The organism is Anoxybacillus gonensis, assembly GCF_001187595.1.
In the GTDB taxonomy this organism is placed as follows: domain Bacteria; phylum Bacillota; class Bacilli; order Bacillales; family Anoxybacillaceae; genus Anoxybacillus; species Anoxybacillus gonensis.
Map to the genome: position 1 here is coordinate 1834845 of NZ_CP012152.1, position 11652 is coordinate 1846496.

At 44.0% G+C, this 11652-nt stretch carries 13 protein-coding genes; 4 read left to right on the plus strand and 9 right to left on the minus strand.

All coding sequences use genetic code 11. The annotated features are described in order from the left end of the window. Positions 1–57: 57 nt before the first annotated feature. Complete coding sequence (gene namA / locus AFK25_RS09650; RefSeq protein WP_035066846.1) at positions 58–1059, plus strand: NADPH dehydrogenase NamA; 1002 nt, start codon at positions 58–60, stop codon at positions 1057–1059. 37 nt (positions 1060–1096) lie between these two features. On the opposite strand, the gene AFK25_RS09655 is transcribed toward namA, so the two are convergent. Both AFK25_RS09655 and rnz read right to left on the minus strand, forming a co-directional pair. Then, positions 1097–1414, minus strand: a complete 318-nt coding sequence (locus tag AFK25_RS09655) for a CHY zinc finger protein (RefSeq protein ID WP_035066844.1) — start codon at positions 1412–1414, stop codon at positions 1097–1099. 2 nt (positions 1415–1416) lie between these two features. Next, positions 1417–2346: a ribonuclease Z gene (gene rnz / locus AFK25_RS09660; protein ID WP_035066842.1), complete on the minus strand. Its 930-nt coding sequence runs from the start codon at positions 2344–2346 to the stop codon at positions 1417–1419. Positions 2347–2465: 119 nt separating this feature from the next. On the opposite strand from rnz, the gene zwf reads away from it, so the two are divergent. Continuing rightward, on the plus strand, positions 2466–3953 hold the full coding sequence (gene zwf, locus AFK25_RS09665) for a glucose-6-phosphate dehydrogenase (RefSeq protein WP_035066840.1): 1488 nt from the start codon (positions 2466–2468) through the stop codon (positions 3951–3953). Positions 3954–3966: 13 nt separating this feature from the next. Continuing rightward, positions 3967–4578, plus strand: a complete 612-nt coding sequence (locus tag AFK25_RS09670; RefSeq protein WP_035066838.1) for a cyclase family protein — start codon at positions 3967–3969, stop codon at positions 4576–4578. A 99-nt stretch (positions 4579–4677) separates the two neighbouring features. On the opposite strand, the gene gndA is transcribed toward AFK25_RS09670, so the two are convergent. From gndA to mce, 5 genes are all read right to left on the minus strand, one after another. Continuing rightward, positions 4678–6087, minus strand: coding sequence for an NADP-dependent phosphogluconate dehydrogenase (gene gndA, locus AFK25_RS09675; protein WP_019416977.1), 1410 nt, complete (start codon positions 6085–6087; stop codon positions 4678–4680). Positions 6088–6152: 65 nt separating this feature from the next. Then, the gene (locus AFK25_RS09680; RefSeq protein ID WP_035066836.1) at positions 6153–6620 is read right to left on the minus strand and encodes a chemotaxis protein CheW; all 468 of its coding nucleotides are present in this window, start codon (positions 6618–6620) and stop codon (positions 6153–6155) included. Between the two features lie 4 nt (positions 6621–6624). Then, entirely contained in the window at positions 6625–7749 is a 1125-nt protein-coding gene (locus AFK25_RS09685) for a M20/M25/M40 family metallo-hydrolase (RefSeq protein WP_035066835.1), read from the minus strand. A 116-nt stretch (positions 7750–7865) separates the two neighbouring features. Next, positions 7866–9416 carry an acyl-CoA carboxylase subunit beta gene (locus AFK25_RS09690; RefSeq protein ID WP_035066833.1) on the minus strand — a complete coding sequence of 517 codons (1551 nt, stop codon included), beginning with the start codon at positions 9414–9416 and terminating at the stop codon, positions 7866–7868. Beyond that, entirely contained in the window at positions 9413–9826 is a 414-nt protein-coding gene (mce, locus tag AFK25_RS09695; protein WP_019416974.1) for a methylmalonyl-CoA epimerase, read from the minus strand. Before mce ends, AFK25_RS09690 begins: the two co-directional genes overlap by 4 nt. 144 nt (positions 9827–9970) lie before the next feature. On the opposite strand from mce, the gene prli42 reads away from it, so the two are divergent. Further along, positions 9971–10066 carry a stressosome-associated protein Prli42 gene (prli42, locus tag AFK25_RS15010; protein ID WP_009373849.1) on the plus strand — a complete coding sequence of 32 codons (96 nt, stop codon included), beginning with the start codon at positions 9971–9973 and terminating at the stop codon, positions 10064–10066. Between the two features lie 36 nt (positions 10067–10102). On the opposite strand, the gene AFK25_RS09700 is transcribed toward prli42, so the two are convergent. Further along, positions 10103–10606, minus strand: a complete 504-nt coding sequence (locus AFK25_RS09700) for a L,D-transpeptidase (RefSeq protein WP_019416972.1) — start codon at positions 10604–10606, stop codon at positions 10103–10105. Positions 10607–10656: 50 nt separating this feature from the next. Further along, positions 10657–11595, minus strand: coding sequence for an aromatic acid exporter family protein (locus AFK25_RS09705; protein ID WP_026011552.1), 939 nt, complete (start codon positions 11593–11595; stop codon positions 10657–10659). Between the last annotated feature and the right edge of the window lie 57 nt (positions 11596–11652).

Below are 11652 nucleotides of genomic sequence, written 5' to 3' on the forward strand. Positions count from 1 at the left end.
TTTTCCAAACACCCATGGTATCATTTGTTATGAAACATACTGTGGGAGGGATGAAACATGTTATTTTCACCATATACGATTCGAGATGTTACCTTTAAAAACCGCATTGTTATGTCGCCGATGTGTATGTATGCGTGCGATCGCGAAGACGGAACGGTGCACAACTGGCATCTCATTCATTATGCAACGCGCGCTGTCGGGCAAGTCGGGCTCATTATGGTGGAAGCGACAGCCGTGACGCCACAAGGACGAATTTCGTCACGCGATTTAGGGATTTGGGATGATAACCATATTGACGGCTTGCGTACGCTTACTACGCTCGTTCATGAACAAGGTGCAAACATTGGCATTCAGCTTGCCCATGCCGGACGAAAGGCAACCGTTTCTGGAGAAATTATTGCACCATCCCCCATTCCATTTGATGAAACGATGCGAACACCAAAAGAAATGACAAAAGAAGACATTGAAGAAACGATCGATGCGTTTCAACAAGGGGCACGACGCGCCAAAGAAGCGGGATTTGACGTCATTGAAATTCATGCTGCTCACGGCTATCTCATTAACGAATTTTTATCGCCGCTCACAAACAAACGAACAGACGAATACGGTGGAGAAAACCGTTACCGCTTTTTAAGTGAAATCATTGAAGCAGTAAAAGAAGTATGGAACGGACCGCTATTTGTCCGTATTTCCGCACACGATTATCATCCAGATGGGTTAACAGTGAAAGACTATGTCGAATATGCAAAACAAATGAAAGCGCAAGGCGTTGACCTCATTGACGTCAGCTCTGGCGCCGTCGTTCCAGCAAAAATTGATGCGTATCCAGGTTATCAAGTGCCATTTGCGGAAACGATTCGCCGTGAAGCAAGCGTGCCAACTGGTGCTGTCGGACTCATTACGTCTAGCTTACAAGCGGAAGAAATTTTACGCAATGGCCGTGCCGATCTCATTTTTATCGGTCGCGAGCTTCTTCGCAACCCATATTGGCCAAAAACAGCTGCCAACGAACTCGGTATATCGCTTGAAGCACCGAAGCCATATGTCAGAGGGTGGTAAAACACAACAAAGGATGTCCAATGTGGCGGACATCCTTTTACATTTCAAAATAATAGTGAGCGTGAAGTTGACATCCCGGATTAAACGCCGCGTTGCAATGTGGGCAATGGTAATTGCTTGTCATATATTGTTCAATTGTCAGCTCAGTTTGACAAACACCGCATAAAATCGCTTTTTCATGAAAACGTTCTTTCGGCCATACGACATGCTTGCCACAACCATGTTGTTCATGGCAATGTACACACGGAAAATATGTTTTGCAGCAATAAAACTTAATCGCAATGACATCGCGTTCACTATGATAATGTACACATCGTGTGTGTTTATCAATGACGCTTCCTTTTACTTCGATCATTGTTAACCCTCTTTTCGTAAAATTGGAAACGATGAGAAATCGAAAGCAAGTGACACGTTCGGAAAAATCGTTTTCGCTTCTTCAACGAGTTCGTCACACATCTCTCCTTGGTAACGGGAACTAATATGTGTCAAAATGAGTTGCTTCACTTCCGCTCGTTTCGCTACTTCCGCTGCTTGCAACGTCGTTGAATGATAGTAATCATGCGCTAAATGCGCTTCTTTGGCACGAAATGTTGCCTCGTGGACAAGGACGTCCGCTTGTTTCGCCAATTCCACACTCGCCTCACAATAACGCGTATCTCCTATAATCGAAACAATGCGTCCTTTCTTTGGCGGGGCTACAAAGTTCCGTCCATCAATGACAGTTCCATCATCTAATGTGACAATCTCCCCTCGCTTAATTTGTTGATAAATTGGTCCTGGGCGCACGCCAAGTGCACGCAATTGATCAACGAGCAACGTGCCCGGTAAATCTTTTTCAACGATTCGGAAACCGTATGAAGGTAAACCGTGATCAAGCAATTTCGCTGTAACAATAAACTGCTCATCTTCAAATATGACACCTTCTGTAAACTCATAAATATGCAAATCATATTTTAACCGCGTACCGCTAACCGCCAAGGCAGTTTCAACAAACGAACGAATACCAGCCGGACCGTAAACAAAAAGAGGCGTTTCTCCCCCTTGAAATGAGCGACTTCCAAGCAATCCAGGCAAGCCAAAAATGTGATCGCCGTGTAAATGAGTAATAAAAATACGTTCAATGCGTCGCGGGCGAATAGACGTATGTAAAATTTGATGTTGCGTTGCTTCGCCGCAATCGAACAGCCATGTCGCTCCTCTTTCTTCTAATAGCTGAAGGGCAACTGCCGATACGTTTCTCCCTTTTGACGGGACACCAGAGCCCGTTCCTAAAAACAATAATTCCACGCTACAAACTCCTCTCTTTTCTTTAGTCGGATAAAACATTTGCGTTTACCACAATAAACCTCTAAAATTACATTATCATGAACCTTTCAAAAAATGAATAAAAGTGAGGTATATGGTCCGTGAATGACGTACAACCAAAAGCAACAATTGTTATTTTTGGCGCGACTGGCGACTTAGCAAAACGCAAATTATTCCCATCTATTTATAAACTTTATCAAAAAGGAAAGCTTTCTCAACAGTTTGCGGTTGTTGGCGTCGCTCGTCGTCCCCATACAGATGAATCGTTTCGTCATTACGTAAAAGAAACGATTGAAGAAGCAACAAAACAAGAATTAATGGATAATCAATTTATTTCTCATTTTTACTATCATTCATTAGATGCGACAAATACAAAATCATATGAACAATTAAATGAATTATTAACGCGGGTGGAAGAGCAATTTCATATTCCAGGCAACCGCATTTTTTACTTGGCGATGGCACCTGAGTTTTTCGGAACGATTACATCGCATTTAAAATCAGAAGGACTGACAGCAACAAACGGCTGGACGCGATTAGTCATTGAAAAACCGTTCGGACATGATTTGCAAAGCGCACAAAAGTTAAATGAAGAAATTCGACAATCGTTTTCCGAGGAACAAATTTTCCGGATTGACCATTATCTCGGAAAAGAAATGGTACAAAACATTGAAGTCATTCGCTTTGCGAACGCGATTTTTGAACCGCTTTGGAACAATCGCTTTATTGCCAATATTCAAATTACATCAAGCGAAACACTTGGGGTGGAAGACCGCGGTCGTTACTATGATCATTCTGGTGCGCTTCGCGATATGGTGCAAAACCATATGCTACAAATGGTTGCCCTTCTCGCAATGGAGCCGCCAATTAAGCTGACAACAGATGACATTCGCAGTGAAAAAGTGAAAGTGCTTCGCGCGCTTCGTCCGATGACACATGATGACGTCGACAAATATTTCGTGCGCGGGCAATACGGACGCGGCATTGTGCGCGGGCAACAAGTCGTCGGGTATCGTGAAGAACATAGCGTCGATCCACATTCTAATACGGAAACGTTTGTCGCAGGGAAACTAATGATCGACAACTTCCGCTGGGCAGGTGTGCCATTTTACATACGAACAGGAAAACGAATGACTGAAAAATCAACGAAAATTGTTGTGCAATTTAAAGACGTACCGATGAATTTATATTATCGCACGAGCGAATACGTTCATCCGAATTTGCTCGTCATTCATATTCAACCAGATGAAGGGATTACCCTTCATCTAAATGCGAAAAAAAGCGGCGAAAGCATGAAAACGACGCCAATTAAGTTGGATTACTGCAACAATTGCATTGACGGCATTAATACGCCAGAAGCGTATGAAAAGTTGTTATATGACTGCATGCGCGGCGATGCGACAAACTTTACGCACTGGGACGAAGTCGCTGCGTCATGGAGCTTTGTCGACCCGATTTCTGAAGTATGGGAAAATACGAAAGCGGTTGACTTCCCGAACTACGAAGCTGGCTCGATGGGGCCGAAAAAGGCAGATGAACTATTGCAAAAAGACGGCTTCCACTGGTGGTCGCTAAACGGAACAATGTAAGGAGGAACGAAACATGAAAATGTACGATGTCACCGCCCCGATTTTTGAAGGGATGCCTGTGTATAAAAATAAGCCGGAAAAACAGCCGAAGCTAACGACCGTCACGAACGATTACGTCACTGAATCGCGCATCGATATGGATGTGCATACCGGCACGCACATTGACGCACCACTCCATATGGTAAAAGACGGGGAAACATTTGAAACGATTCCGCTTGAAAAACTCGTCGGCTACTGCAAAGTTTTAGACGTCACAAACGTCAATGATCGCATTACAAAAGAAGATCTCATTCATTTTGATATTCAAGAGAATGATTTTATCTTATTTAAAACAAAAAATTCATTCGACGATGCCTTTAACTTTGAATTTATTTACGTTGCCGAAGATGCTGCGATGCACTTAGCAGAAAAACGCATTCGCGGCGTCGGCATTGATGCGCTCGGCGTCGAACGAAACCAAGCGGGACATCCAACACATAAAACGTTGTTCGGTCACGGCATTATCGTCATCGAAGGACTTCGCCTAAAAGACGTACCAGCCGGCGAATATTGGATGGTTGCTGCTCCCCTCAAACTCGTCGGCACTGACGCCGCCCCAGCGCGTGTATTATTGTTTGAACAATAAGCAATCCCCCTCATCATATGGTGAGGGGGATTTATATATAAGCATTTGCTGGTGGAAAAAGTATACCCCCTAGAGCCACTTGCCCTAGGGGGTGTTCGTTTATTTCAACCATTCGGTATGGAAAACGCCTTCTTTGTCGATGCGTTCGTATGTGTGCGCACCGAAGTAGTCACGCTGTGCTTGGATAAGGTTCGCCGGCAATGTGTCCATTCGATAGCTGTCGTAGTATGCTAAGGCGCTAGCGAACGCTGGTACCGGAATGCCGCGCATCGCTGCGGTTGCGACAATTTCACGAAGCGATTGTTGATAGTTTTCGACGATGTCTTTAAAGTATGGATCGAGCAATAAGTTTGGCAACGCTGGATCGCGGTCGTACGCTTCTTTAATTTTTTGTAAAAATTGCGCACGAATGATGCAGCCGCCGCGGAAAATCATCGCGATATTGCCGTATTGTAAATTCCAGTTGTATTCTTCCGAAGCAGCTTTCATTTGCGCAAAGCCTTGGGCGTACGAGCAAATTTTACTCATGTAAAGCGCGCGGCGAACGGCTTCAATGAAGTGCGCGCGATCACCCTCATACGGCTTCACTGCTGGGCCTGCTAATAGCTTGCTTGCTTGCACACGCTCTTCTTTCATGGCGGAAATAAAGCGCGCAAATACGGACTCGGTAATAATCGGCAGCGGAACGCCTAAATCGAGCGCGTTTTGGCTCGTCCATTTTCCTGTTCCTTTTTGCCCTGCTTTGTCTAAAATGACATCGACGAGCGGCTTGCCTGTTTCTTCATCGATTTTTGTAAAAATGTCTGCCGTAATTTCGATTAAATAACTATCTAATTCTCCTTTATTCCACTCCGCAAACACTTCATGAAGCTCTTGCGCGTTTAAGCCAAGCACATGTTTTAGTAAAAAGTACGCTTCGGCAATTAATTGCATATCGCCGTATTCAATGCCGTTATGCACCATTTTTACGTAATGGCCCGCACCGTCTGGACCGATATATGTCGTACACGGCTCGCCATCGACTTTTGCGGCAATCGCTTCAAAAATCGGGCGAACGAGTTCGTGCGCTTCTTTTTGTCCCCCCGGCATAATGGAAGGACCTTTCAGCGCCCCTTCTTCTCCACCAGAAACGCCTGTACCGATAAAATGAATACCAAGTTCAGCAAGTTCTTTATTGCGACGTTGTGTATCTTTAAAATACGTGTTGCCGCCATCAATCACGATATCGCCTTTTTCTAAATACGGCTTTAGTTGCTCAATGGTTGCGTCTGTTGCGGCACCTGCTTTTACCATTAATAAAATTTTGCGCGGTTTTTCAAGTGCGTTGACAAACTCTTCGATGCTATATGTACCGACGACGTTTTTCCCTTCCGCTTCTTTTAAAAACTCGTCTGTTTTTTCGCGTGAACGGTTATATACGGCAACGGAATATCCACGGCTTTCAATGTTAAGCGCCAAGTTTTTTCCCATGACCGCTAAACCGATCACACCAATTTGTTGTTTCGCCATAGCAAACGTTCCTTTCTATATTTTGATTGTTCAAAAAAGAACATACCATAATCATCTTTTCTCGTTCAAGTGTTCTGTTTCTCATTTTTTATATGTTCTTTAATTGTACTCGATCCTTCTAAATGATCGAACAATATTGTCGGATCAATGACGGTAATTAGCCGATCAGGCAAGTTCGCAATGCCGATGAAGTATGGCGTTTGTTGATAAGCGAGCATATTCACTTGCTTCATCATATGTGACGGGATATCAATAATTTCTTTTGCGTCGTCTACAATAAACGCGACATATACATCGTCTGTATGGACAACGATGAGGCGCGTTTTTTCTGTTTCCGTATATGGACGGCGATATAAAATTTGCGACGTATCAAGCACAGGAACAAGTTCACCGCGAATGCGCACAACACCGAGCATATACGAAGGCATTCCCGGGATGAGCGTCGGATGGCTCATTTTTTCGATGAAAACAACATGTTCAACTGGAATGGCATATTGTTCGTTCGCAAGTTGAAAAACGACGACTTTCTCCATCGTTTCACCCCCTTGTCGCTACTTCTTCAATAATGGCGAGCACCATCTCCGTTGCTTTGACAAGTTCTTCAATTGGCATCCGTTCATTTGTTGTATGAATGTCTTCATAGCCGATCGCTAAGTTTACAGTTGGAATGCCCAATCCTGCAATAACATTCGCATCGCTACCGCCACCGCTACGCAACAGCTCATGCGGACGACCAATTTTTTCAGCCGCTCGCTTCGCTACTTCAACAACATGATCCCCATCTCCAAATTTAAATCCTGGGTACATCACTTCCACGTGAACATCTGCACGACCACCCATTTCTTCCGCTACTCGCTCAAACGCTTCTTTCATTTTCGCGACTTGCGCTTCCATTTTTTCCGGAACGAGCGAACGCGCCTCTGCTAAAATGTCAACGCGATCGCAAACGATATTTGTTTGTGTTCCACCTTCAAAACGACCGATGTTTGCGGTTGTTTCTTCATCGATGCGCCCAAGCGGCATTTGCGCAATCGCTTTCGCGGCGATTGTAATTGCCGATACACCTCGCTCTGGTGCAACACCCGCATGAGCCGTCTTTCCGTGAACGGTCACTTTCAACTTTGCTTGCGTCGGAGCAGCAACGATAATTTGTCCAACTTTTCCATCGCTATCTAGCGCATATCCAAATTTTGCTTGAATGAGCGACGGATCAAGCGCCTTCGCCCCAACGAGCCCAGATTCTTCTCCAACAGTAATAATAAATTGAATTGTGCCGTGTGCGATTTGTTTTTCTTTTAACACTCGGATCGCTTCAAACATGGCGGCAAGCCCTGCTTTATCGTCCGCTCCTAAAATCGTTGTCCCATCTGTCACAATATATCCATCTTGAATCGACGGCTTGACCCCTTTGCCTGGCACAACCGTATCCATGTGTGATGTAAAGTAAATCGGATCGACTCCTTCTTTTGTCGCGGGCAATGTACAAATTAAGTTTCCTGCTCCATGACCTGTTTGTGCTGTCGTATCATCTTCAATAACGTGTAAACCGAGCGCTTCAAATTTCGCTTTCAGCACATCTGCAATGTCACGTTCATATTTTGTTTCAGAATCAATTTGTACAAGCTCTAAAAATTCATCAACTAAACGTTGCTCATTGACCATCATGCATCCTCCTATGTATGTACTCACTTTTAAGTATAACGGATTTTTACATCGTTTGCGAAATGTACGATTATTTTTCAAAAAATATATACCGCCAAACGAATGGCGGTATATGTTTACAACGGAATATTCCCATGTTTCTTTTTTGGACGCTCTTCATGTTTATGGCGAAGCATATCGAGCGCTTGAATGAGCTTGATTCTCGTATCTCGCGGATCGATGACGTCATCGACCATACCGTACTTGGCTGCGACATACGGATTCGCGAACTTATCGCGGTATTCTTCAATTTTTTGCGCCCGCGTTTCTTCTGGGTTCGGACTATTTTCGATGTCGCTTGCGAAAATAATGTTCGCTGCCCCTTGTGGTCCCATAACGGCAATTTCTGCATTTGGCCATGCGTATACGACATCGGCTCCGATCGATTTACTGTTTAATGCAACGTATGCTCCGCCATATGCTTTCCGTAAAATGACCGTTATTTTCGGCACCGTCGCTTCCGAATACGCATATAAAATTTTCGCTCCATGGCGAATGATTCCCCCGTGCTCTTGTTTGACTCCTGGGAAAAAGCCTGTCACATCTTCAAATGTAATAATCGGAATATTAAATGAATCGCAAAAGCGAATAAAACGCGCCGCTTTATCGGACGAGTCGATATCTAGTCCTCCCGCCATAAACTTCGGCTGGTTGCATACAAGTCCGACAACTTCTCCTTTTATGCGGGCAAAGCCGATGACAATATTTTTCGCAAAATCTTTTTGTACTTCCATAAACGATCCTTCGTCAACGACTTGCCACACGACGTTTCGCACATCGTATGGACGCACCGCATCAATAGGAATGGCATCCGCTAAATCGGGACGATAATCGCTTTCCTTTTGTGCAGGTGCAGCAGGCGGCTTTTCTTGACAATTTTGTGGAAGATAGCTTAATAGTCGTCGTACTTGCGCAAGCACCTCTTCTTCTGTCGCTCCTGAAAAGTGAGCATTTCCGCTAATCGTATTGTGAACGCGCGCGCCACCTAAATCTTCCGCGCTAATTTTTTCGCCTGTCACCGTTTCAATCACTTTCGGTCCGGTAATAAACATTTGGCTCGTTTTTTCGACCATAAATACAAAATCAGTAATGGCTGGTGAATAGACAGCCCCTCCTGCACATGGCCCCATAATGACGGAAATTTGTGGAACGACCCCCGAATAAATCGAGTTCCGATAAAAAATATGGCCGTATCCATCAAGTGACAATACACCTTCTTGAATGCGCGCGCCACCAGAATCGTTTAATCCGATGATTGGAGCCCCTGTTTTCGCCGCTAAATCCATAATATTCGCAATTTTTTTCGCATGCATTTCCCCAAGTGCTCCACCGAATACAGTAAAGTCTTGCGAAAAGACAAATACTGTTCGCCCATCGATTTTACCGTATCCTGTGACAACTCCGTCACCTGGTCCTTTTTTTCCCGCTAATCCAAAATCGGTGCAACGATGTTCAATAAACGGATTTAACTCAACGAACGTCCCTTCATCTAATAAAAGATCGATGCGCTCTCTTGCTGTTAATTTTCCCTTTTCATGTTGTTTTGCAATTTTATCGTCGCCACCGCCTAACTCAATTTCTCGGCGACGGTCATACAGCTCGTTGATTTTATCGTACATGTCCATTATTGCCCACCGACCTTTTCACAAAGCTCATATAACACGCCGCGGGCTGACTTCGGATGCATAAAAGCGATGTGTGCACCGCCTGCACCGCGCTTCGGTTGCTCGTGAATCATACGAATGCCGTTATTTTTTAACTCTTCGATGCGCTGTTCGATATGATCAACCCCAAGCGCGACATGATGAATGCCTTCGCCTCGCTTTTCAATAAAAGAAGCAATCGGGCTATGTTCAGAGAGCGGCTCAAGCAGTTCAAGCTTGACATCGCCAACTTTTAAAAACGCTACACGAACTTGTTCTGATTCGACCGTTTCAATGCCAACGCACGATAAGCCGAGCGTATCCGTATAAAACGGAAGCGCCTCGTCTAACGATTTGACTGCAATGCCAATATGATCGACTTTTTTTACTTCCATAAACCCCCAACCCCTTTGTTGTTCTCGGTTGCAAACCATTTATGTATTTCGACATCTTTTTTCTTTTTTCCTTCTTTTTTTGCATTTTTCCTGCTTGTTTGCCGAACAGCATGTTTGTACAATAGGAAGCAAGAGGTGAAGAACATGCATTCAAAAAAAGTGCAAAAAATTGTTGTTTATTTAATGCTCGGCTCGATGCTTTTAACCTCTTTGCTCGCTGGATTAAGCATGTGGATATAGAACAAGCTGACCATATTCGGTCAGCTTGTTCTTTGTTTATTTCAGCGCCCCATACTTTTTACCGAGCTGTTGGAACGATTCATTTGTTTTTACAATCGCTACTTTCGTTCCTATTGGCACGTTCGGATATAACGCCTCGACATCCCGATTGTGCATTCTTACACATCCTTCTGTTATATAACGTCCAATCGATGACGGTCGATTCGTTCCATGAATCCCATACGTTCGTCCATCTGTCCCGCGCGCATCAAATCCGATCCATCTTGTACCAAGCGGATTGTTCGGGGCGCCGCCTGGAATGTTTTTCTTTCGATAGTACGGATTTACTGCCTTTACCGTAACGGTAAATAATCCTTCTGGCGTGAGCGCATTCGTTTTTCCTGTGGCAACACGATATATACGTTCAATTTTCCCGTGGCGAATAAAAGCAAGTTGGTTCGTTTGTTTGTTAACGATAATCATCGGATCACCAACGCGCGGATTGTCTCCAAGCGGCCAAAGCGGTGAAAGAAAAAGAAAGAAAGCAAAAAGAAGCGGCATCATCTCACCCTTTTTCAATTATTGTGCGTGAAAAAAGGGCGATCATACTGTTACAATTGACTTTTGATAATTAAATATTGTTCCATCTCTTTCACAAAATGCAAAAGAGCCGCACGTTCTTCAAACTCCTCGCGCGTTTTTGGTAACGGCATTTGTTGAAACTGTTTTTTCATCTCCTGAAGTTGTCGAATAAAACGATCCGCTGTATTTCCCGGGTGAATCGCATCGCTTAGTTCATCGATAAAATCAGCAATCATATTGCGTTGCTCGACCGTATATGTCATGGAGCTAATCAGCGGCAACATCCGCTCAATAATTTCAAATTGCCGTTCGCGCATACGAAAATATCGGTAATAATAATCTTCATTGCGCAAAAAATGGTTTTCAATATTTTGCAATGCAAGCGCCTTTGCTTGCTTTAACGTATCGCCCGCTAACGCAATTTCTTTTCCATCCCATAAACTTTCATTCGTCCGTAAATAATGAACAATTTCTTTAAAAATGATGCGAAATAAATCTTCTACAATGCGCTGATATTCTTTTAAATCTTTTTCCACGCTTGGCATGTACATATTGACGAGCAAAGCGATGCCGATGCCGATAATCATCAACATCACCTCATTATATACGAGATGCCACGTCATCGTTTTCGCCATATATACGTGCAAAATGATGACCGCACTTGTCGCAATTCCTTCGGTCACTTTCAACGAAACGGTCGTCGGAATAAAAAATAAGAGCAATAAACCGATCGAAAGCGGATGATAACGAAGCCCTTCAAAAAAGAAAAACGAAAACAACAAGCCAACTAAACCGGCAACAAACCGAGCGCGCGCCGTTTGCAATGACTTTTTTTTCGTCACTTGAATGCAAAGTAATGTAATAATTCCGGCAGAAGCGAAATTTTCAAGATGCAACGATTGGGCAATCGCAATCGCACTCGCTGTTCCGATCGCTGTTTTCGTCGTTCGATAACCAATTTTTAGCATAACTATCACACTCCGCCCCCATTATAACACATTCCAATGTAAAAGGTGCCCGTAACG